The 24,640-nt window shown below is 40.7% G+C and carries 15 protein-coding genes and 3 pseudogenes; 1 reads left to right on the top strand and 17 read right to left on the bottom strand.

The window, feature by feature from the left end; translation table 11 throughout:
* Window positions 1-48: 48 nt before the first annotated feature.
* Entirely contained in the window at window positions 49-1,629 is a 1,581-nt protein-coding gene (locus tag BQ7344_RS09390) for a glucose-6-phosphate isomerase (RefSeq protein WP_072522386.1), read from the bottom strand.
* An 88-nt stretch (window positions 1,630-1,717) separates the two neighbouring features.
* Window positions 1,718-2,251 (bottom strand): GNAT family N-acetyltransferase, encoded by a 534-nt coding sequence (locus BQ7344_RS09395; RefSeq protein ID WP_072522387.1) that lies wholly within the window; start codon window positions 2,249-2,251, stop codon window positions 1,718-1,720.
* Window positions 2,252-2,485: 234 nt separating this feature from the next.
* Between BQ7344_RS09395 and BQ7344_RS09400 the strand changes: the two genes are divergently transcribed.
* The gene (locus BQ7344_RS09400; RefSeq protein ID WP_072522388.1) at window positions 2,486-3,766 is read left to right on the top strand and encodes an O-acetylhomoserine aminocarboxypropyltransferase/cysteine synthase family protein; all 1,281 of its coding nucleotides are present in this window, start codon (window positions 2,486-2,488) and stop codon (window positions 3,764-3,766) included.
* Window positions 3,767-3,870: 104 nt separating this feature from the next.
* Here BQ7344_RS09400 and BQ7344_RS09405 read toward each other — a convergent pair whose 3' ends face one another.
* The 15 genes and pseudogenes from BQ7344_RS09405 to BQ7344_RS09475 form a co-directional block, all read right to left on the bottom strand.
* A complete protein-coding gene (locus BQ7344_RS09405) occupies window positions 3,871-10,737 on the bottom strand; it encodes a leucine-rich repeat protein (RefSeq protein ID WP_072522389.1) in 6,867 nt (2,288 codons plus the stop codon).
* Between the two features lie 227 nt (window positions 10,738-10,964).
* The gene (locus BQ7344_RS09410; protein ID WP_143143553.1) at window positions 10,965-11,426 is read right to left on the bottom strand and encodes a hypothetical protein; all 462 of its coding nucleotides are present in this window, start codon (window positions 11,424-11,426) and stop codon (window positions 10,965-10,967) included.
* A gap of 499 nt (window positions 11,427-11,925) precedes the next feature.
* A complete protein-coding gene (locus tag BQ7344_RS09415; protein ID WP_200793040.1) occupies window positions 11,926-13,299 on the bottom strand; it encodes a GGDEF domain-containing protein in 1,374 nt (457 codons plus the stop codon).
* Window position 13,300: 1 nt separating this feature from the next.
* Complete coding sequence (locus BQ7344_RS09420; protein WP_072522391.1) at window positions 13,301-13,825, bottom strand: flavodoxin family protein; 525 nt, start codon at window positions 13,823-13,825, stop codon at window positions 13,301-13,303.
* A 113-nt stretch (window positions 13,826-13,938) separates the two neighbouring features.
* Entirely contained in the window at window positions 13,939-14,928 is a 990-nt protein-coding gene (locus BQ7344_RS09425) for a helix-turn-helix transcriptional regulator (protein ID WP_072522392.1), read from the bottom strand.
* A 73-nt stretch (window positions 14,929-15,001) separates the two neighbouring features.
* Window positions 15,002-15,415, bottom strand: coding sequence for a hypothetical protein (locus BQ7344_RS09430; protein WP_072522393.1), 414 nt, complete (start codon window positions 15,413-15,415; stop codon window positions 15,002-15,004).
* A gap of 15 nt (window positions 15,416-15,430) precedes the next feature.
* Window positions 15,431-16,957 (bottom strand): Y-family DNA polymerase, encoded by a 1,527-nt coding sequence (locus BQ7344_RS09435; protein ID WP_072523408.1) that lies wholly within the window; start codon window positions 16,955-16,957, stop codon window positions 15,431-15,433.
* A gap of 110 nt (window positions 16,958-17,067) precedes the next feature.
* Window positions 17,068-17,566: pseudogene (locus tag BQ7344_RS16820) on the bottom strand (DUF188 domain-containing protein).
* 10 nt (window positions 17,567-17,576) lie between these two features.
* Window positions 17,577-17,714 (bottom strand): annotated as a pseudogene (locus BQ7344_RS09445) (VOC family protein); the annotation flags it as partial.
* A gap of 137 nt (window positions 17,715-17,851) precedes the next feature.
* On the bottom strand, window positions 17,852-17,995 hold the full coding sequence (locus BQ7344_RS09450) for a hypothetical protein (RefSeq protein ID WP_182448569.1): 144 nt from the start codon (window positions 17,993-17,995) through the stop codon (window positions 17,852-17,854).
* A gap of 323 nt (window positions 17,996-18,318) precedes the next feature.
* Window positions 18,319-19,128: pseudogene (locus BQ7344_RS09455) on the bottom strand (transposase); the annotation flags it as partial.
* A gap of 40 nt (window positions 19,129-19,168) precedes the next feature.
* A complete protein-coding gene (locus tag BQ7344_RS09460; protein WP_072522395.1) occupies window positions 19,169-20,521 on the bottom strand; it encodes an MATE family efflux transporter in 1,353 nt (450 codons plus the stop codon).
* 8 nt (window positions 20,522-20,529) lie between these two features.
* Complete coding sequence (locus tag BQ7344_RS09465) at window positions 20,530-21,486, bottom strand: substrate-binding domain-containing protein (RefSeq protein WP_072522396.1); 957 nt, start codon at window positions 21,484-21,486, stop codon at window positions 20,530-20,532.
* Window positions 21,487-21,488: 2 nt separating this feature from the next.
* Window positions 21,489-22,706: a response regulator transcription factor gene (locus tag BQ7344_RS09470; protein WP_072522397.1), complete on the bottom strand. Its 1,218-nt coding sequence runs from the start codon at window positions 22,704-22,706 to the stop codon at window positions 21,489-21,491.
* Window positions 22,691-24,496 carry a cache domain-containing sensor histidine kinase gene (locus BQ7344_RS09475; protein ID WP_072522398.1) on the bottom strand — a complete coding sequence of 602 codons (1,806 nt, stop codon included), beginning with the start codon at window positions 24,494-24,496 and terminating at the stop codon, window positions 22,691-22,693. Before BQ7344_RS09475 ends, BQ7344_RS09470 begins: the two co-directional genes overlap by 16 nt.
* Between the last annotated feature and the right edge of the window lie 144 nt (window positions 24,497-24,640).

Consider the following 24,640-nt stretch of genomic DNA (forward strand, 5'->3'; position numbering starts at 1 on the left):
TCTGCAAGTGAAAGGCCTGTATTATTTCATAATTGATCTAATTCAAAATCAGATGTTCAGAAGGTCGCTGAATACTTTCAGTGCGCCGTCTGTTTCGTGTGCAAGAACACGTTTTGCAAGGACTTTACCAAGCTGTACACCTTCCTGATCGAAGCTGTTTAAGTTCCACAGGAATCCCTGGAACATAACCTTGTTTTCGAAGTGAGCAAGAAGTGCACCAAGGCTTGCCGGATTTACCTGCTCGCCGATGATAATGCTGGACGGACGTCCGCCTTCGAAGTTCTTGTTATTGTTATCATCTGCTTTACCGCATGCAAAAGCCACGATCTGAGCTGCAACGTTTGCGCAGAGTTTCTGCTGGCTTGTGCTTCCCTGGATCACAACATCTGTATTCATCTGATTGTTCTTAAATCCGATGAACTGAAGCGGTACGATATCTGTTCCCTGATGAAGGAGCTGATAGAAGGAATGCTGACCGTTTGTTCCCGGTTCACCGAAGATTACCGGTCCTGTCACATAATCTACAGGCTCACCAAAACGGTTAACGGATTTTCCGTTGGATTCCATATCAAGCTGCTGTAAATGTGCCGGGAAACGGCTCAGAGCCTGTGAATACGGAAGTACTGCTGTGCTCGGATATCCGAGGATATTTCTCTCGTATACACCGATCAGTGCATCCAGCATAGCCGGGTTCTGCATTACATCCTCATTCTTTGCAAGTCTGTCTTCTTCTGCTGCACCTTCCAGGAACTGTGCAAATACTTCCGGTCCGAATGCCAGAGATAATACAGCACCACCAACAGCAGATGTAGAAGAATAACGTCCACCGATATAATCATCCATAAAGAATGCAGCAAGATAATCATCGCTCTTTGCAAGAGGAGATGTCTCACTTGTAACAGCGATCATATGCTTGGATGCATCCAGACCGGCTTTCTTGAGGGCGTCTTTTACAAAAGATTCGTTTGTCAGTGTTTCAAGAGTTGTACCTGATTTTGATACCAGTACGAAAATGGAATGTGCAACATCGATGGAATTCAGAACTGCTGCTGCGTCGTCCGGATCTACGTTGCTGATGAATTTGGCTTCCATTTTGAATTTGTCGTTTTTCTTTGCCCAGTTTTCAAGTGCAAGATACATTGCACGAGGACCAAGGTCACTTCCGCCGATACCGATCTGAACAACAGTTGTGAATTTCTCTCCTGCTGCGTTTGTGATCTCACCTGCATGTACTTTGTTTGCAAAATCAGCAATCTTCTGCTGCTGTTCCACATAAAAAGCACGTTTGTCAACACCATCAGCTACAACGTTATCCCCAAGCTGTCCACGTGTCAACTGATGAAGAACAAGACGTTTTTCACCTGTATTGATTACTTCGCCATTATAGAGTGCTGCATATTTCTCGGTAAGCTGAGCTTCTTTTGCCAGTTTCTTAAGAGCTTCCAGTACATCATCATCTACCTGTTTTGCAGCGTAGTTATATGCAAGACCTGCAGCCATCGATACACTGTAATTCTTCACACGTTCTGCTCCGTTCTCGCCGGTCATCACTTCTGCAAGGTTTACTTTTTTTACATTGGAAAGCTCTTTGTATGATTCAAGAGTATCCAGATTGTTCCAGGTAATCATAATCAGATTCCTCCTTAAAATTAAATATTCCCGTTGTGTCAGGATTCATTCTCAATCTCTTTGATTATAATATCAAATGGGGGTAAATTCAACCCCGCAGTTCCACACTCATCTCATGCCATGCCTCACCGCCCCAGACAGAATCGCCAATACCATGATCTTTGAAGCCAAATTTCTGATACATTTCTACTTTATCCGGCAGGCACGTCAGGATCAGTTTCTCTCTGCCATTTACTTTTTCGCGTTCTTTATAGCAGCGCACCAGTTCTCTCGCCAGCCCCTGATGTTGATATTTCGGAAGTACATCCAGTCCCAGAAGCATAATATTCTTACCCTTCGGATCATGCATTTCTGCATCTGTAAAAAAGTCATCCGTCAGATGTTCTCTGTCTGTGGCCAGTCCGTTCAGAAATCCTGCAATCTTTCCTGTAGCACGATCTTCTGCTACAAGAAAAAGCTCCGGTGCTTTTTTTACACGTTCTTCCATATGCTCATAAGAACATGCTTCATTCGGAGGAAAACAGATTTTCTCAATCTCTGAAGTCTGTGCAATTTCCTCCTGGCGAATATTTCTAAAAATATATTTTTCAGTTAATCTACTTGTGTCGTTTTTCTCTGTCATGACCTGTATCTCCATTTTATTTATCCTGAATTATAATTTCTTGTACAATATTACCATTTTTACGTATCATATGCCACCAACAATTAAACACACACCCGTATTCTCTCAGTCGCAGTTCACTCTTATATAGTTTTTTCAGTAGTCATACCGATTAAGTATGTATTTTTTCTTTACATGCAATATAAAAGGGTATAACATGGAAGTAAACTAATATTATATAAAGGCGGGTAAATTATGGACTATTCAATTAATACAAAATGCGTACAGGCCGGTTATACTCCGGGTAATGGGGAACCAAGACAGATTCCGATCTATCAGTCAACCACTTACAAATATGATACAAGTGAAGATATGGGCAAACTGTTTGATCTTGAGGCATCCGGCTATTTTTATTCCAGACTTCAGAATCCGACAAATGACTATGTCGCTGCCAAAATCACCGCCCTGGAAGGCGGTACTGCCGGAATGCTGACTTCTTCCGGACAGGCAGCAAACTTCTTCGCCATTTTCAATATCTGCGAAGCAGGCAGCCACATCGTTTCTTCCTCTTCTATTTACGGTGGTACATATAACCTTCTTGATGTCACCATGAAAAAAATGGGCGTCGATGTCACTTTTGTTGATCCGGACTGCACCGAAGAGGAATTAAATGCTGCTTTCAAAGACAACACAAAAGCCGTTTTTGGTGAATCTATCGCCAACCCGGCACTGACTGTCCTTGATATCGAAAAATTTGCAAAAGCTGCACACGCACATGGCGTGCCGCTTATTGTGGACAACACCTTCCCAACACCGGTTAATTTACGTCCAATCGAATGGGGTGCTGACATTGTTACTCATTCCACAACCAAATATATGGACGGTCACGGTGCTGCACTCGGTGGTGCGATCATTGATGCCGGAAAGTTTGACTGGATGGCTCATGCAGATAAATTCCCGGGACTCTGCACACCGGATGATTCCTATCACGGAATTACCTATGCAGAAAAATTCGGCAAAGAGGGTGCTTTTATCACCAAATGTACTTCTCAGCTTATGAGAGATCTCGGATGTGCGCAGTCTCCACAGAGTGCTTTTATCCTTAACCTCGGTCTGGAATCTCTTCATGTGCGTATGCCACGCCACGTAGAAAACGGACAGGCCATTGCTGAATTCCTTGAAAAACATGACAAAGTGGAATTCGTTAACTACCCGACACTTTCATCCAACAAGTACTATGAAATTGCTAAGAAATATATGCCAAACGGCGGCTGCGGTGTCGTGTCCTTTGAATTAAAGGGCGGACGTGCTGCTGCAGAAAAATTCATGAAAAATCTGAAACTTGCTGCCATCGAGACACATGTAGCAGACGCAAGAACATGCTGCCTGAACCCGGCAACTTCCACCCACAGACAGATGAATGACGAACAGCTCGCTGCTGCCGGAATCCCGGCCGGACTGATCCGTATCTCCTGTGGTCTTGAAGACAAAAATGATTTAATTGCAGATATCGCTCAGGCACTGGATGCAATCTGATACATATTCATTATATTTATAAACTATAAAAAGGATGGAATGACACCATATTATATCATTCCATCCTTTTTATTATGTCTGCTTCTATTTCATAGCAGATATATTTATTTGTTTATTCTGATATTTTTTGCTGCGCTCCATTCAGAGTAATAATTTACTTTGGAAATTGTTTTGTAGGAACGTACTTTTACTGAATAAGTTGCCCTCCTTTTCAGAGAACTCAGTACAGTTCTCAATGTTTTGTAAGATTTGATCGTTACTGTTTTTTGTGTATTGCCGGTTTTGTAGTTCACCTGATATCCAGTTGCTTTTGCATTCTGGCTCCATGCCACAGTTGCCCTTCCTGCTGCGCTGTTTGTTACCGATGAAATACGGTTTTGAGTAAGGCAGTAATATGATTTTCCAGTGTATGCGCCCTTTACGCTTCCTCTGTATCCACAAACTGCATAACTGTATTTTCCACCATTTACAGTAGCTGAAGTATCGGTATAATTAAGCGTCGTTCCACTGGTAATCGTCTTGATTGCCTTATATGCCCCACTTCCGTATGCTCTGTAGATAATATATCCCTGTGCTCCATTGATTTTGGTCCAGGTCAGTCGCATGCCTTTTGCAGCATTTGCAATTGACTTAACATTTCCCGTTGAAAGTCTTATCAGTGATTTTCCATTTTTGTCATAATCACTGGCAAACTTTCCATCTGCTTTGATACATCTCACTGTATATGCATAGGTTGTTCCACTTGCTGCACTGCGATCCGTATAGTTTGTTGACCCTGTATCCGCAATACGTGTCCAGCTCTCTGTTCCTTTTTTCCTGAATACACGATATTTTGCTGCACCATCCACGCGTTTCCATGTAATGTTTATACCACTGGCTGCATTAGATATCGTAGAAATCGCCGGTGTATTCAAATAACTGACAGTAAGTCCCTTCTCATCATAACTTCCCTCTGCCAGATCAATGTATGCACTGACCGTATAGGTGTATGTCATTCCTGGTTTTGCTGTTTTATCCTCAAAAGATAAACTTTCTGTCGTTCCAACCTTACTCCAGCTTCCGTTTGAAACCTTTCTGTATACATAATATCCCTCAGCATTTTCCACTTCATTCCAGGTTAGAACAGTTGAGAAATTGTTATATTCAACAGCCCGAAGCACCGGCTGCTTCGGTTTTTCGATGATTCGGAATGACGCCTTTTTGGCATTTGTATATTGACCAATACCGATAACCGAAACGCTTGCCTCTCCGACACGGTCATTATCCTGATATTCCAGACGATAATCATTTCCCTCTGTCAGTGTTTTGCCCGCCATGGATACCGAAACTTCAGGCTTCACCTCGTTTCCATCAAAGACATATACAGATGAAGAAAAACGAATTTCACATTCTTCTGAATTTATGTTCTTAAGTATCTTGTGTTCTCTCTTTATTTCCAGTTTACAAAGAGTACATTTCTGTACATCATCATATTGAATGTCACCATTTTCCAATGTCTCTCTGCTTTCCACAACATGGCTGATAATATGATTATCTTCCACCCAGACTGCCACTGTGCTGCTGGCTGGTTCATGATTATCATCACCGGAAACCGACACATTAATCAGTGCAAGGCCGGCTTTTTTACCGGTGATATGAGAATCTTGGATTTCAACAAGCTCTTCATCCTCTGTTGTAAGGAGAACCTGACCAATTCCATTCTCCACCAATACCTCTGCTTCTATATTGACATGAATTCTTTCAACTGTGCATACAGCAGAAACGGACTGTTTTTTCTTTGAAATAGTAAACGTCTTTTCCGCTTCTCCTGTGATACAGACATCACCTTCTTTAGCAGTTATTGTTACTGTTGCTGCTCCTGCGTTTGTGTTATTCACATAAGAAACTGTATAATTATCTTTGCTTACAACTCCATTATCATTCTTCACAATGACTTCCGGTGTCTTTTCCTTACCATTGTATACCGTCTGCTGATAAGCGAGTGTAATCGAGCAATCTTTAAGTTCTGTCTGTCCCAAAGCCGGAATTTCTTCGGTATATGTTTCATTACAATCCAGACATTTAAATTCCTTTTTTCCTGATTTTAAATAAGTCGGTTCTGTAACTGTACCTTCATCCCATTTGTGTGGTGTCAGATCCGTTTCATCCCCGCTGAAACTGTTATTACAGCGTGCACAGGTATACGTTGTAAATCCCTTCTTCGTGCAGCTGGACGGCGTCACTGTTTTCTTATAATTATGCTGCAACGGTTCCCTGTAATCATCTGTCACCACATAATCACATTTCGTACAACTGTATGTTGTATATCCCTTTTCTGTGCAGGTCGGAGCCGTTACAACAGACACGTAATCGTGCCCGGTTGCCTCTTTAAAATCTTCAGTTTTTGTTTTACCGCATTTCTTACAGGTGTAGTTCTTGTGTCCTCTTTCCGTACAGGTTGGCTCTGTTATCTGGATATCGTAATCATGACCTGTTGCTTCACGATAATGATCTGTATACTCATCTCCACACCTGGAGCAGGTATAAGTTGTGTATCCTGCTTTTTCGCACTGTGGCGGGACTGTTGACGTTACTTCATAAGCATGACCGTTTACCAGATCCAGGGCTTTTTTCTCAACAAATGTCTTTCCACAAAGTTCGCAGACAGAAGTTACACTTCCCTGTTTACAACATGTAGACAATACAGTATCTGTGATTTTTAATACATGATCTTCATTTACCGAGATCTGAATCTTTGTCTCTGCTGCCTCGTGGTTATCGTCACCTGCTGCTGATATTTTCAAATAAGCAGTTCCCTTTTTCTTTCCGCGAATCATCTTTTCTTCAGTAACTACTGCAATCTCCTCGTTTTCCGATACAATACTTACTTCGCCCAATCCATTTACAGTAATCGGTTCTTCTGTATTTACATGAACAGATTCTGATTCTGTCTCAGCTGTGATATTCTGTTTTGCTTTTGCAATAGTAAACGGTATTGTCGTTTCTCCTGTGATACTGACATTTCCCGGTTTTGCATTCACAATAACTTCTGCATTTCCAGCATTTATATTTTTTGCATATGTAACGCTATATTCCGTTTTACCTACTGTTCCGTTGTGATTTTTTACGACTACTTCCGGAGTCTTTTCCTTACCGTTATAAACGGTTTTGCGATAGGAAAGTGTGATCGTACAATCACTGAGATCCGTCTGAACTAATGCCGGAATATCTTCGGTATATGTTTCTTCACAGTTCAGGCATTTGAACGCCTTGAGTCCCTTCTCCAGATAGGTCGGTTGTTTAGTGATCGTTCCTTTATCCCATTTGTGCGGTGCCAGATCTGTCTCATCCCCCGTATAACTGTTTCCACAGGTTACACAGGTGTATGTAGTAAATCCCTTCTCTGTGCAGGTAGAATCTGTAGTTACAGCTTCATAACTGTGTCCCAGCGCACTGCGGTAATCTGAAACAATTACATTGTCACAGTTTTCATTTTTACATGTATAAGTTGTATATCCTCTTTCGGTACAGGTCGGAGGTGTTACAACAGATTCATAATCATGACCGGTCGCCTCACGGTAGTTTGAATTATAAGTAAGACCGCAGGTACTACAGGTATTTCTGGTATATCCTTCGTCAATACAGGTAGGTTTAATCACTTCTTTCGTATACTTATGGCCCAGCGCTCCTACAAAATTATCTCTGTAGGAATAGCCGCAGTTTTTACACTGATGTCGTGTATAGCCCTGCATCTGACAGGTTGCCGGTACAACGATATCCTCATAAGCGTGATCTGTACTTGGTTTATAACCTTCACGTTTTGTATTTCCACAGAGTGCACATGTATAAAGTGTATAACCTTCTCTTGAACAATTTGGTTCGATTACTTTACCTTCACCATACTGATGGGCATTCGGATCTATATCCAGTTCTGTTTTAAATTCTTCCTTGCAGACACTGCAGACCTGAATATCATATCCTTTTTCAATACAGGTTGCATCTTTGTGTTCTTTCGATGTCAGCTTATGTCCGGTTGCCGGAATCACATCTGTAAAAGTCTTTCCACAGTTATCACAGGTAAAGGATTTCTCTCCGTCTATGGTGCAGGTCGCTTTGGTGATTACAGTGTAGTCCTTGGACATGTGAATTGGGTTTTGAGTAGTGTTTGACAGTCTATTGAAACATCCCTGCGCTTCAGATGAAGTCCAAGTGTTGTTACATGCATAATAAGTAATAGTTCTGGTATGGTACTCACCCATATCAAACATAGAACTAAAATCTCCAAAGTCTCCCAGAAATGTTATATCAACAAGATTTAAGTTTGCCAGTGCCCGATCGCCTATACTTATCACTCCGGCAGGAATTTGAATATTTTTAATTCCACATCCAACAAAAGCATCCGCCTTAATAGTTGTTAACTTACTTCCTTCTTCAAATTCAACTTCTTTTATATTAGTGCACCCTTCAAATATCATACCTCCAATAGACTTTACATTTTTCGGAATACAGATTTTCTCTAAGCTCTTACAATTTTGAAATGCTCCTGCTTCTATACTTGTCACACTTGTTGGAATCTCAATCTTCTCTAAATTTTCGCATCCATAAAACATAGAGCTCGAAATTTTATCTATCTGTATGTCTTCTGCAAATATACACTGTTTCAAACCACTACAGTGCGCAAACGCAAAATCTCCAATATTTTCAACGCTGGATGGAATTCCTACCTTGGAAATTTTTCTACAATTTTGAAATGCTTCTCTTCCTATACTTTTTAAATAATTGGGCAGCTTGTCATTTGTCAATTCAAGATTTACACAATTCGAAAAAGCCTCCTGATCAATATACTCTACATTCTCATGGAAAGTCACTGTTTTAATATTGTGCCCATGAACAAACGCATATTTCCTGATACGGGTAATATTCTCCGGAATTACCAGATTTTCCAGAGCTTCGCCGCCAATATAGTAATCAATGCCCTTTATATCACCAAACGTAGCTAAGCTGAACGACGGCCATTCTTCCATATTCAGCCACTGTGACAGATCCTCAATATATAATGCCCGTAGGTTTGTACACCCCCCAAAAGTAGTTTCTGCACATTTATTCAAATTTTTCGGAATATTAATGCTTTTCAAGGATGTACAAGACTCGAATGCCGCCCAGCCTATTGTGGTTATACTTTCGGGTAAACTGATTTCCTCTAATGCACTACAATATCCAAATACCCCACCGTCTATATTTGTTAGATTTTCAGATAACTTTACACGTTTTAATGCCGTACAATACTCAAACGCATCATAACTTATACTTATAACACTGTCCTCAATCTCTGCCCATTTCAGTTTCGTTAATCCATAAAAAGAATAGGGCATAATAGTCGAGATTCCTTTTTTGACACGTAACCCTTCAATGATTCCTTCATGCTCTCCCCACGGTGCTGTTGTTATTTGATGCCCATCCAGTGCTGCTTTATAGGAATAATCCCTTCCTTTACCACTGCCTGTTCCTATAGACAGTTCCAGTACATGATCCGGTGTGATTCCCCAGAAAATATTGCCATCATCACCGCATACAATATACGGTGCCGGTATTACTTCTTCTACCGCTTCACCACATTTCTGGCAGGTTCGCACCAGAGTTCCCGTCTGATCTCTCTCTGCCGGTTTTGTGATTACACCCGCATCCCACTCATGTGTAGTTCCATATGCTTTTGTGACTGCAAATCCCCATTCATCTGTACTGTAGTCTGTCGTCAGTCTCAATGTCACGGAGCTTCCCGGTACGATCACGGTCTTTCCTGCAAGCTGATCATTGATAAACTTTTGATACAGTTCTCCGTCTTCTTTATAAATATAGAAGAAGTCATCATAGTTTGTTTCAAACTTTGTTTTTTCATCAAAGGTCAGGATGATTTCTTCTGCACCTTCCATGGATACTGTCCAGTCTGTCGATGTCTCTGTATTGTACGGATGATCGGACTGCAGAGTTTCTGCATCGATACAATGAATACAATCGTTATATTCCCGATCTTTATTTCCGCATTCAGAACAGGTCACATCATAATATGCCATATTTTCCGGTGTAGGATAATTGTTTCCATCTGTCTGGATCATAATCTCACCACTGTCCCGTACATAAATATGATCTACCTTTGCAGTCACTCCATTTACTTTACAGCACGCAACCCATTGTGTGTTGGCATATGCTGCCCTGTACTCATCCGTCCATGTCGGATCATTGTCCTGATAATAAACACTGGTATATACTTTCGATGTCCCGGTAAATGCGGGAATTGCTGTCGGTGCATTTCCGGAATAATAAAGGTTTACCCCCGCATTTGAACAGTTTTTAAATGCATCTGCACTGACTGTCCGCAAACTGTCCGCACTGATGAAAACTTTCGTAAGTTTTGTCCCATCTGCAAAAGCTCCGCTTCCGATTCCGGTAATACCGCTCTGAATCGTTACTGTGACAACCTGTGTCATATCCCACGGATAGTTGTCCTGACCATCATCTTTCTCAATTGCCCCTGAACCGCTGAACTGCAGATTTCCATTATCAGAAAGTGACCAGCTTACACCTGTGGCAAGCGTACCACTGGCCGTGGTTGTTCCAACGTCCTGAACTGCCACTTCATTTTCTGAAAAAATATCCTCTGCTTCTTCTGCAAACTCTATTTCCTCATTTTCATCCTGCAAAGATACATCTTCTGGATTCTCCTCCGTAATATCAACTTCATCTGAATCCCCGTCTGTAAATGCAACGTCAGCATTATTCTCTGCTACTGATGTTTCATTCACACCTATGTTTGCATTGTCATCTGCAGATGCATTTTCTTCGGCAGTTTCACTCTGAACAGCCACTTCATCTTCACTGTCAAATGTATCTGCATATGTCGTGTAATCACCTGTTATATCAGCGTCTGCGTATACAACAGCACTGTTTAAAACCATCATACCAGCCAAAAACATGGATATTATTCGTTTTTTCATAGACTTCTCCCTATAATGTGTATAATGTTTCTATAGTATCACAGAATAAGGAAATATCTAATTACCTGCCTGCATAGAAATCGGTTTCTACTTTTTATACAAATTACAGTGTTGCTTTTTATGCACTTTTTCCTATTAGGCAAACTATCATCCCGTATAGTTTTTCCTGCAAAATAAAAAGGAACTCCATGCTTTTCAGCACAAAGTTCCCTTGAATCATCATTTAATTATTTTGTAAGTACATATGCACCCAGCACAACCGGAACAGCCATCAGAACCGCAATTACTGAACTCTGAATAAGAAATGCAGCCACACAGGTAAAGATTGAGAATACGATTATTTTCATCCATGCATCTGCTTTCAGTTTTCTTTTTTTGATCAATATGCAGGATATAATCAGTACTGCAAGAAAAATAAGCAATACTATAAATAACACTGCCGCCAATATTAAAACCGTTATTTCAGCCATTCCACTGAATACGGTTCCCAAAATACGTGGAACGATCAAATATCCACTTATGTAGTCATCGCTTCCGCCGGTCATTGCAGTTATATTGACCCCTGTCATAGTGGCATCTCCTGCTATCTTGCAAAATAATATCGCCCCGATTTCCACGCAGGAGAGAAGCACCATATATATCCCGATCAGTATTGTTGAGAATGATGTAGCTTTTGATACTTTTTCCATATATTCTTCCCCATTTGAAATGCCCTAAGATGATGGATTATGTTTCGTTTTCCCTCTGTCATATGTACTCGATGTACATTGCAATTTCAATAATATGATCAGAGCCAACGCCATTCTCCAGTAAGTATCTCTTTGAATCTCCATCGTTACTCTTCCCGTTTTTGTGCGGCTTCACTTCTTTTAGTAATGGAATTCTATCATAAAACAAGATACGTTTCAATATTCATTCCTAACCTTCAGCAACTTTCTAATCATAACAAATATTCTCCACAACTATATCCTTTATGCTCTTCTCTTTATGCTCTTCTCTTTTTTCCATTCTATTACAAGCTCACCATTAAGCATTAATTTTTTGATATTTTTTCTTTTCCCCCACTGTAAAACAGCCTCCGAGAATTTCCTTATGTAGAGGGGCATACATACAGAGCAATCATGTAACCGTCGGCAAGCTCTATCAAAAAGAAATCGAGCGGATTTCTCCACTCGATTTCTCTGATTTTTAGCGTCTTCTTCTGTCCATTCCGCATCTAGCGTAATATTGCTTCTTACTCTCATACATTCTTTCATCCGAAGCTTTTGAAATATCCAATATGCTGTTCCACTTGCGCTCCGAACTGAAGACATATCCGTACGAAACCGCCATCGACTCGACAAATTCTCCATGCCAGCTTGCCACTCTCTGCTCAAATGCTCTCAGAAGGTTTTCAAACTGCGGTATATCTTTTGTAATGATGACAACGAACTCGTCACCGCCCACTCTGTATACCTTGCCATGTTCACTGAAGCTGTTTTTCATACAGTCTGCAGCCGCCCGTATAAGCTCATCTCCTGCTACATGTCCAAAAGAATCATTTGCTCTCTTGAGCCCGTTAAGATCCATGGAAACATATACCCATTCCTTACTAAGATTGAGCTTGTTTATGTCCTCCTCATATGCACGTCTGTTATAACATCTGGTGAGTTCGTCCGTATTCGATGTATACCGGAATTTTTCTTTTTCATATTTCTCTTTCATGACTTTCGACAACATATACACCATACAGCACGAAGCCAGAATCAAGTATATTCCAACTATAAGAATAGCCAAAAGGTTTCCCTGATGATAATAAGAATCCTCTACCATTACAGCAACAATATATGCCCCCTCCTGCTTCTCCACGCACCGATAATGCCGCATATCAATACTGTCAATTTTCAGGCCTATTTTACTGCTGTCTGTAGCTCCAGCTACAATCTTTGTATCCGAATCTGCAACCAGTATCTCCATATCTTTATACACCGGCATATTCGCAACTACATTAGAAACCTCATTCTGCTTGGCCTCGTTAAGAAGGCGTTTCGGCTCAATGCCGACCTGGATCATTTTGTTTCCCGCTTCATTCCAGGTGATTGCATACATCATTTCTTTAGCCTCGGAGGTATTCGGCGTAACGTCCTGGCACATGGTAAGCTTCTTATCCTTAAGCATTGGTTTAAAATATGCCATCTGCTCTCCGGAATCAAAGCTATAACCAAAATATTTTGGCACAGAACCGCTGTAAATATAACCTTTTGTGTCAAACAAATGTATCTCATCCACAGATATCAACGCCGCAATCTTCTGTAACTCGTCGACATCATATTCTACCTCTGGTTTTGCATCGATAATATAAGAAACCGCCTTAGCTCTTACTATATAATCGTCTTTCAGCGATTTGATAAGTGCTTCTTCACTCTCATCATTTTTATCGAGTACGGTGATAACACGATCCAGAAGTACCTTTGACGTCCGGTCCGCGTTTCTGTCATTAACATACTTTAGAATAAATCCTTCCAACAATAACGCCGCAGCGATTATCGTGATGGCAAGAATTATAAGTTTTCTCTTTTTCATATCATAAGTTTTTTCCGATATCCTCCAGTTCTTTCAATGAATTTTCATCTTTCGCAAGATCTGTTTTTTCACTGGCATAATATGATTTCTGAAAAAGCATATCCCATGACAGATAATCAGCCATGCAGTCGAACTGTTTGTTGATCAGCTCATACTGTATGCTGTCAACCGGTGAACCTCCAACAGCAATCACACCGACTTTCTTGTTTTTCAACTGCAGTCCACGGCAATAGCATTTGTCGATCACAAGCTTCAGCTGCGCCGACATCCCCCACCAATATACAGGTGTTGTAAAGAGAATCATATCAGCTGCTGCAATCTTATCAATTGTTGGATTTGTATCATCATTATCTACACATCCCTTATGGCATTGACAGGCACCACAACCCTTGCACGGAGCTATCTGCAGTTTATCCGGCTCGATTACTTCAATTTCATTCTTCTCAGAAGCACCTTTTATAAATGCATTGATTGCTGTTAATGTATTTCCTTTTCTGGCGCTTCCATTAATAATTATAATTTTCATATACGTCCTCCCGTTTTTTACAATTTTATATGCTATGATGATTATATCATTCCTATAATGAATTGTATCATAAAAACGAAATTTCCGATTATTCCTTTTTTTCACGGAATTTGTCAGTCCATATAGTTCTGAATCGCATTTTGCAGGTACTCTTTATACTGCTGCCGTACATCTTCCGGTCCGACAATCCGCATCCCGGATCCGATGCCGGTAATCCAGCCAAAGAACTGTGAGCTTACCGCCACTGGCACTCTGGCTCTGAAATGATCTTCTCCATGAGGACACATCCGTACATCATGACCAAAGCGATCGATCACAACACCGGCCAATTCATTTCTGCATTCCAGAGTAACTTCCGCATCAACACCGCCATACATACCAAACGTTTTCTTAGCAAATGCAGCCAGATCAAAATTTTTGAAGGACTCTTCTCCTTTACGATCAGCCTCCAGAATCTCAGCATCGCGCATTTTATCTACGCGATAATGCTTGATGATTCCGGCTGCTGCATCATAAGCAACCAAATAGTAGTTTTCATCATCCCATGTCAATGCCCACGGACTGACAACATAGAAAGCGCCATTCTTTTTAAATTTCAGCTCCTTCTTAACTGTCCATTCCGCATAATGGAATTTGATCTGTTTATTCTCGTAAATAGCCGTGTGAATATAATCTACGTTATAATACACCGTTTCATTCTCTGTCTTCGGCCGGTTTACGATGAAGACATATCTGGAAAGCATTTCGGCATCTGTCTTACAGCAGAGCTTCTCCAGTTTCTGTATCAATTCCTTGGATTTCTTTTCTGTGATAAATTTAGAAGACTGAACTGCATCCACCAGGAGCTTCAACTCCGGCAGTTCAAAATCCCTGGCACCAATATAATAGCCCGGACACTTGCCTTTCTTCTGCTGAATATCCAGTCCGAATTTTTCAAGGATTTCCATCTCTGTATAAATTGTTCTTCGGTCCGTACTGATCCCATATTCCTGATCCAGAATCGTGCATAACTCCGATGCATTTAACATATGTTCATCATCGGTACGTTCCAGCAGAATTTCCATCAGATATAACGTACGGAGCTTCTGATCAAAAGAAGCCATCGTGGTTACCTCCACTTTCTGTCTCAACTTTTTCCAGTGAAACATTCTATATTCTTTGTATCTGTTTTTACATTTACCACTCTTCACATTTAATATCACTTATCTGTTCAATTGGAATGACTGTTTGATCTGTCATAATTATGGTATGCTCATATTCGTCTATCTTTTTTACAATACCAGAATACGTAACATAGGATCCGCCGGTTTTTTTTGCATCGGGAACAAAATAAGTTATCAATACATTCTGTTCTATACCGATATTATTTCTGATTATATTGATTTTTTCGTTCAGCTGAGCAATCACTTCCTCACTCAGTTCCAATCTTTCATCGGTTAATCTTGCTGTTTCTTTTATCGCAGCATCATGTCCGGTCAAGGCTGCAAAAGGAGCAAACTGCGCTGCCCGATCCCGAAGTGGCATTTGCGGATGATTCTTAGCGACCGGATGTGGTAAATTGATGATATCATCATAAGAATTATTTTTCATCCTCTTCCAACTCCTTTACGCCTTATGTCCGCCAATCTGTTCATTTCTGTCCCTGGCGGTTGCACCTTCCTGAAGATTCATCCCCTTCAGCACAGCGTTTTTTCCAAATTTCTTTTTAATACTGAGCATTGCTTCCTGCATACGTTTTTCACGATCCAGAGCCACTTCTTCCTCTTCCTGCTTTTTCCTTTGCGCCTCATAATCCGTAAAAAGATCCAGCTGCTCATATGCTTCTTCTTTCTTTAGTGAACCTTCATCCACAAGCCTGTTCGCTGTAATATTGATTCTTCGGATAAGCAAATTTCTGTCAACGATCCTGTCATATAACTCTATTACTGCATCCGTTATCATTTTGGTTGAGGAAGTCTGCCGTTTCAGATTGGTAGTTCCATGTGCGTGTTTCGGAATTCTTCTTCCATAACGGTCGATAGTAATCTCTCCATGGTATTTCTTTCTCCGATCAGGATTGTTCAGATTCTCAATATCATAACCAACTGTCAACACGATCTGATCCGTTACAAGCTTCTTATCCACCAAATCCAAAACCATCTGGTCCATCATCTCTTTGACGACTAATTTTGCTTTTTCAAAATCATAAGGGCAATGAAGTACCTGCCCGGAACAAACACTGTTCGTTTCCGGCTTATAAGCCTTGACCATTTCCATGGTACAGGGCTCATATCCCCAGGCATGATCGATCAGCAGCTCTGCATTAACGCCAAACAGCTTATATAACAGATCTTCGTTGTATAATTCATTCTCTTTTCCGATGGAGCATCTTGCAATATCGCCCATTGTATAAAGCCCGTATTCTTCCAGCTTCTTTGCATATCCCTTTCCGACTCTCCAGAAATCAGTAAGAGGTCTGTGGCTCCAGAGTTTCCTTCGGTATGACATTTCATCCAGTTCTGCAATTCGAACACCATCTTTATCTGCTTTAATATGCTTCGCCACGATATCCATCGCAATCTTACACAGATACATATTTGTTCCGATTCCTGCAGTTGCCGTTATACCTGTCGTTTTCAGCACATCCTGTATCATGGTCATTGCAAGTTCTCTTGCTGTCATATTATAAGTATGCAGATAATTCGTTACATCCATAAATACTTCGTCAATCGAATACGGAAAAATATCTTCCGGCGCAATATATTTCAGATAAATGCTGTAAATTCTGGTGCTGTATTCCAGATAGAGAGCCATCCGGGGTGGAGCAACAATATAATCAATCTCCAGTGCAGGATTGCTATTTAATTCTGTACTGTCATCAGAGGCTCCGATAAATGTTCTGTTCGGCGCTTTCCATCTGCGGGTGCTGTTGGCTTCTTTTACTTTTTGAACAACCTCAAATAAACGAGCTCTTCCTGGTATCCCATAACACTTTAATGCTGGAGATACCGCAAGACAGATGGTTTTTTCTGTTCTGCTTTTATCCGCAACCACAAGATTGGTCGTCAAAGGATCCCTATTTCGTTCTTTACATTCCACAGACGCATAGAATGACTTAAGATCGATTGCAATATAGGTTCTTTTCTTTTCCATCATTCTACACCTCCCGATTCTCCTGTGTTCTGTTTCTAATTTTTATTTATCCTGACCGGAAATCTTTCTCATCATAACAATCCGCTCAAGGATTTCCTGCCTGAATTTTTCTACATCGTTCGTCCGCTTGCGCACACCAGCTGCTGCAGCATGTCCACCTCCGCCAAACGTCTGCAGAAGTTTCTTGGTCCTCTTAAGTGATTCTTTCCGGATGCCCTTCGTGCTTTCTTATTCAGATGCCGTTCCATAAGCATCTGGTCAATATTCTCATTGGTATACCATTTCCCAGACTGATGAATCGCATAAGGTCTACGCTCCGCTTCGGTCGGCTCAAAGCCAAGGTCCACTGGACCTTGTGAGCCCCTTTCCAAGTGCCATTGCCGCAACTCCATAATCCTGTTATACAACAATATCGCCTTTATGGCAAATGCTGATCAGTTTATAATCCACGGCATCTGCTCCGGCTCCAACTACGATTACTTCACTGTAATCAGATGATAACACATGATTGGTATCACACAACAACGTTACAGGAAGATTGTGCTCTTTTGCAACTTTTTCAACAATACCAACTACCGGACAGGCATCTGCATCAGCAAAAATCTGCATATCTTCTCCTTTAATTAGACATAAATGGCGTACGAACCTCAATGAGATTACCGCTCGGATCATATAGTCTTACAAGCTTCTGTCCACCTGCAAGTTCTGTTAGTTCAGTGGCATATCGGATGAAATACTTACCTGATTCATATTTTGCAAGCAATCCATCTATATCATCTACCACAATCAGTACGTTTTTTAACATGTCAGACACCTCGCAATCTGCTTTGGTTATATGATTTTTCCAGACATTCCCGGCTGAATATCTGTATTTATTTCATCCAATATATTTGTTCAGTCATGTGAGATCCACCAATCCAACACTATATCCATCTTATGCCAGGCTTCACCGCCCCACACAGAATCGCCGATCTCATGATTCTTAAAACCAAATTTCTTATACATCTCAACCTTATCCGGAAGGCAGGTCAGAATCAACTTCTTTCTTCCCTTTGTAGCTGATCCTTCGCAGAATACTGATGCAAACGAGCGCAATAACACATATCTTGAAAGATTTGCAAATGATGATATGGCATTTTCCGGATACCGCGTGTATGAAAAACGTGGACATAAAGTTGGCAAAGACCTTTATGAAGCTAAAAACACCACAAGAGCTCTATCCGTCGAACTTAAAATGGTCGCCAGATCGGCGACCATTTCAGACTGTAGACAAACTTGGTGTTGGGTGTTATGCCCAGCACCATTTTTCTTTTAAAACTTCTTTTCTTTTTATTTTCTTCAAAATCAACAAAAATCTGGCTGTGTTCCAACCTCGTTTTTCCAGGATCTTTGCTTTCTGTGCATTTTGAAAGATATTGACATTCAGCACAATGCTCACCGCAGCTTTTATACTCTTTATATCCATTTCTGTTTGTTGTACTATATGTCAATATATGTGCTCCCGGACATATATAACAATTATAGTATTCATCATATGCGAAGTCGTGTTTTCCGAAAAAGCCTTCTTTGGTCTTAGGACGGGTATACGGAAAAAGTGGTTGAATTCCATCTTCCAACAGCCGATGGGCGATTGCCGGAGTTTTATATCCTGCATCTGCAACTACCATCTACGGATTCAGTTTAGATATCTTATCGTATAATGCTTTAAAAGTACGACTGTCATGCTCATTACCAGGATGTACTGTATATCCAAGGATCCAGCCATGTTTATCACAGGCAGTTTCTACTGCATATGCAAAAACGTGTTTATGTTCACCCTTTCGAAACCATCCACTTTCCGGATCGCTGATGCTACATTTTTGTGTTTTCACATCTTCAGGAAGTTCTTCAGATATAGAATCCTTATCATTTCCGGTTCCACCGGATGCAGGTGGCTGGTTATCATCTTTTTTCTTTAATGGCTTTTTTCCATGTGCCAGACGATCTTTTTCAATCTCTTTATTTAATTCCTCTTCATACCAGAGAGCCTGTTCGTATGCAACCCGCTTACGCATTTTTTTACTGTTTGCACAGGCTTTTACATGTGTTGCATCCACGAAGATCTGTTCTGTATTTACAAGTTTATATTTCATACAATCTTCCAGAATCTTTGAAAAGATCTGCTCAAAAAGGCAGTTCCAGGAGACCTATTTAAAGAGATTGAATTTTTAATTACATCTGTGGTGTTTTCTCAAATCCATATACCCATTTTCCTCGCAGGAACATAAACAGAAAGATTACGGAGCTGATACTCCAGGTCAATGGGTATGCCCAAAAGATCACACGGATATCCGGGATGATACGAACTGCAACGGTGATATAGCTTACACGGAACAAGCACCAGTCACAGAGCATAACGATCATCGGAACAGATGCGTGGCCGGAACCACGGAGTACTGCTGCAATACAATGAGAAAACGCCAGCAGACAATAAAATAATGCAATTGTTCTTGACTGCATCACGCCATAATGTACAACATCGGGATCTCTGTTAAATGCTGCGATCAGCACCGGTGCGGCAGCATATATGATCACGCCGATCAATTCTGCAATAATGATCGAACAGAGAACCCCAAATCTTGCTCCCTTTTTCGCCCGGTCATACTGTTTTGCGCCAAGATTCTGACTGACAAATGTTGTCAGTGCCATCGTAAAACAAGTAACCGGCAAAAAGGCGAATCCCTCAATCTTAGAATAAGATCCACATCCTGCCATCGCCATTTTTCCAAATGCATTAATATTTGACTGTACAAAAACATTCGCGATCGCGATGACTGAATTCTGAAAGCCAGACGGCACACCATTCTGAATAATCTGCTTCAACATAATGCTGTCAAAACGAATTTCCCGCAGTTCCAGGCGATATTCTTCTTCCACACGCATCAGATGAACCATACAGAGAATCGCACTGACAAACTGGGAAATAGCAGTTGCGAGCGCTGCTGAACCAACTCCCATGCCAAGACCTGCGATAAAGAAAATATCCAGAACAACATTGACACAGGATGAAATGATCAGATAGATCACTGGATGACGTCCATCACCAACCGACTGCAGAACTCCAACAAAAATGTTGTACATGACAACACCCATAGAACCTGCAAAGTATGTACGAAAATATATAATGGATTCCAGGAGGACATCCGCAGGAGTCCCCATCAGCACCAAGATCTTTGGCGCCAGAAACATTCCCAAAACAGTCAGGACCGCACCGGCCGCAAGACCAAATGCAACGGTTGTATGGATTGCCTTTTGCAGGCTGTCTCTTTTTTTGGCACCGTAATATCTGGCAATAACTACACCCGCACCCATGGCAATACCGTTAATAAAACCTACCATCAAAAAGATCAGATTTCCAGATGAACTGACCGCCGCCAGTGCATTGCTTCCTAAAAAATTTCCCACGATCAGAGAATCCGCAGTATTGTACAACTGCTGAAACAGGTTCCCCAGAAACAATGGAATGGCAAAAAAAATGATCTTTTTAGAGATACTTCCCTCTGTCATTCTCAAACTCTTTTTCATGTCTACAATTACTCTTTCCTTTCCGCTCCTCCCTGAAGAATCAATTCCGGCTGGATAATAATATTTTTCTCAATCTTATTTCCCTCAAGAAGTTTTCTTGCAATTTCATAAGAAAGTCCACCAAAGTCCGGTGTCTGTATCGTTGCATCCAGTACACCTTTGTCTACCAGACTCAGCCCTGCACTTTCTCCTTCAAACCCATCCACACCTATCAGATGCACCTTGCCCTCAATCCTGTACTGCTGACAGGCCTGATATGCACCATATGCCATATCATCATTAAAAGCGAAAACTATATCAGCAGAATCATACGAGATCAGATAGTCTTTCATCCTGAGCTCTGCCCGATCCCGGAGCCAGTCGCCACAGTAATAAGTGATATCTTCTTCCGGTATTGTACCCTGAACAGAATCCTGAAAACCCTTTAGTCTCTGTTTGGATACCGGGGATTCTTCAACCCCCTGAAAGACCACGATCTTTTTATTCTTTTCATAAAGATTATTCAGAATATATTCTCCTGCAAGCCTGCCAATCTTCTGATCATCTGATTTGATAAGACATGTATAATCCTCTGTCCCTGCACCAACACCTGTCAGAATGACCGGTATCTTCTGAAAAGCCTCCGAAAGAACAGAAGAAAGGCTGTCACTTCCATCAGGAGAGACAATCAGAATATCTATCCCGTACTCCATCAACGTCTCAATATCCTGAATCTGTTTTTCCGAATTTCCAGCTGCATCTCGAAAAATTACATTTATTTTTTTATCCTGGGATACTTTTTCTGTAAATACGTCAACAAAATTATTTAGCCACGGTTCTATTACATTTGGAAGACTAACACCGATCAGATACTGATAACTATCTGTAGATATCTCTTCTTTTTTGCTATACTGTGTACTGATCGTAAGTAAGACTGTTGCTGCCACAACCAGTATCACTGTCCATACTTTCCATATTTTCTTCATAGTTATAATCCGTTTCTGTCAATCTGCAGCATATTTTTACGGAATTCTGAGGGCGACATACCCTGACAGTTTTTAAATGCAGCAGAAAAATAGTGCTGGTTGCTGTACCCTACCTTTTCTGCAATCTGATTAATCGACAATTCCCGATCTTCCATAAGCCGCATTGCCTGACTGATACGAAGCCTTGTAAGAAAATCTTTAAAAGATATCCCCAATTCCTGTTTCATAATCCTGCTAATATAAGAAGAATTACAGCCAATTGCATGTGACACCTGTCTGAGATCCAGATTTCTGTCCTGATAATTGGCATAAATATATTTTCTTGCGTCCTGGACAATTGGTCTGCATTCCTGCATTTTCTGCACTTCCCGGCGCATCTCACGGCTAATATCAGGCAATGTTTCAAAAGTACATTCTCTTGCCGTAATAAAACACTTTCCACCCATTTTTTCTTCTGTCTGCAGCTGAAGATCTGCACTGAACTCCTGAAAATTTTCCGGCAGCTTTTCCATAACAATCGCTACATCCTCATACTTACTGGAAAACACACTTACCGTATGATATGGCTCCATAAGTTCTCTGATAATCTTTTCAAGAGTGATCTTATATATTTCCTCAGTCACCGTACCTTTATCAATTTTCTTGTCATAACTGGACTGAACTGACACAAGTATGAGAATCATATTATCCGGAAAATCCATATCAAGAAATCTTGCCTGTTCTTCCCATTCGAATCTAGATAATTTTCCTTCCATCCATTCATTGAAAAACACATCTCTCAGATAATCCTGATTCTGAATCATCTGTTGTTTCACAAGTTCCATGAATTTTTCAGATTTTCGCTTCTGCTTTATCTCTTCAGTCACCTTCACGACCGCAGCTTGAAGTTCTTCCTCTGCGATAGGTTTCAAAAGATATTCGGAAACCCCAAGCTTAATTGCCTGTTTTGCATAGGAAAACTCATTAAATCCGGAGATTACGATTACCGGACAGTTTTTATCCAGCTTTCTCAATTCCTCCAGAAACTGTATACCACTCAACTTAGGCATACAGATATCCATCAGAATAAAATCCGGTTGAAACTGCTCAATTTTTTCTAATGCTTCCATTCCATTCCGTGCTTCTGCACAGACTGTGATCGGAAGTTTCATTTCCTCCAATACACTTTTTAATCCCTGACGAATTTTCGGTTCGTCATCAGCAATCAAAACTTTCCACATACTTCTTTCTGCAGCCGTTTGAGCCTTACAACAGCCACGGTACCTCCTCCCGTTCTCTTTTCATAATGAAGTCCGTATTCGTCACCGTAAGCGATCTTTATGCGGTCATTTACATTCAACGTTCCATAGGCTTTTACTTCTTCTCCACGTTCTTTCAGTTTCAGCCAGGAATTCAATTGATCTATTCTTTCCTGACTCATGCCAGCACCATCATCTTCTACCTTAAGTATGATCGAATCCTCTGACTCTGAAAAAGCACGGATCCATATAGTTCCTCTGTCCTGATCAGATTCCTTTATCCCATGATAAAGAGCATTTTCCACAAGCGGCTGAAGACAGATTTTTAATACCATATAATTTCCTAGTCCTTCTTCAATCTCTGTTTTATATTCAAACAGATCCTCATACCGTACTTTCTGGATGTCCAGATAATTCTTTACCATTAAAACTTCCTGTTCCAATGTAATAAATTCTTTTCCCTGACTCAGACTGATACGGAAAAATCCTGACAAAGCAAGCACCAGATCAACAATATCCAGCGCATGGTACTGCTTTGCCATCCACTGTATCGTATCAAGTGTATTATAAAGAAAGTGCGGCTTAATCTGCTCATGAAGAATCTTAAGCTCTGCTTCTCTTTTATTTTTCTGTTCTTTGTATACAACGCCAAGAAGTTCATTAATTTTTTCTACCATTGCATTAAAAGAATCTCCCAGCTGCCCTATTTCACCTTTATAATGATTTACAAAACGAACCGTCATATCTCCGGTCTGCGCTTTTTTCATAAGTTTTGAAAGCGTCGAAATAGGCCTTGTAATGGATGCCGAAAAAATAACCGTTGCTCCTGCCGCAAAGATCATTATTATAACTGCAATCCATTTCGAAACTGTCCTTGCTCTGGAAATGCCTTCGATAGTTTTCCCCCAGTCAAATACTCCAACTGCAGTCAGGTCTGTATATTTTGAATGACTATATATGACATTGTAATCTTTTCCCTTTATGCGACATCTGACACGTCCACTCTCTCCGTCCGTGACCCAGTTTGGATTCATCCGGTATACAACTTCATTTTGGGGTGCATAGAGCACATGCCCCTGACTATCCTGTATATAACCAAATCCAGTCTGTCCCATTGTAATATCTTCAACAAGATTCTGAATACTCTTCAAATCCAAATCTATAAGGATCACACCAATCCCCGCAGACGTCTGTCTGTCACAAATTAATTTAACTGTGCTGACATAATTGTCTGTACTGTAGTTTTTCCAGGCTTTTAAATTTCGTCCCAGACTGGTAGGACTTAAAACCAGTTCTCCATTTGCCAGAACCGCATCCTGATACCATTTTTCTTCCGTAAGCGGAAGCTTTTTGACTCGGTATGAATCATTAGAAAGATACTGGCCTTTCTCACTGACAACAACAATATTCAAATATTCACTGTATATTCTGGAATAATCCAGAAGAAGGTCTCGCACCTGTCTTTCCAATTCTACACGGCTTGCCTGCTGATTTTCAGCATCTACTTTTAAATACTCTTGTACTTCCGGATAATTTCCCAAAGCCTCAACATTATCCTCTACGGATTTAAAAATCAGATCAAGCGATTTCAACACCTGATTCTGGATTTCCATTGTGTTTGCATAGGATCTTTCTGCAATAGATTCCTCATATATATAGTTTCCAGCAGCTGTAAGGACCAATGTAACTAACAAAAGCAGGCCACAGTTCAGTATGATCATTTTGAACAGCATATTTTCCGGATGCAGAATTCTTTTCAGTTTACTGAACATATTATCCTCCTTTTATCTGTCTATTCTCCCATGATATAGTAAGTATCTCTTCATGTCAAACAGAAAGAAAAAACAGGAACAGCCTAAGCCATTCCCGTTTCTTCGCATCGTACTATATTTCATTTTTATAATTTTTCAAATCTG

The sequence above is a fragment of the Blautia sp. Marseille-P3087 genome (assembly GCF_900120195.1).
In the GTDB taxonomy this organism is placed as follows: Bacteria; Bacillota; Clostridia; order Lachnospirales; family Lachnospiraceae; genus Blautia_A.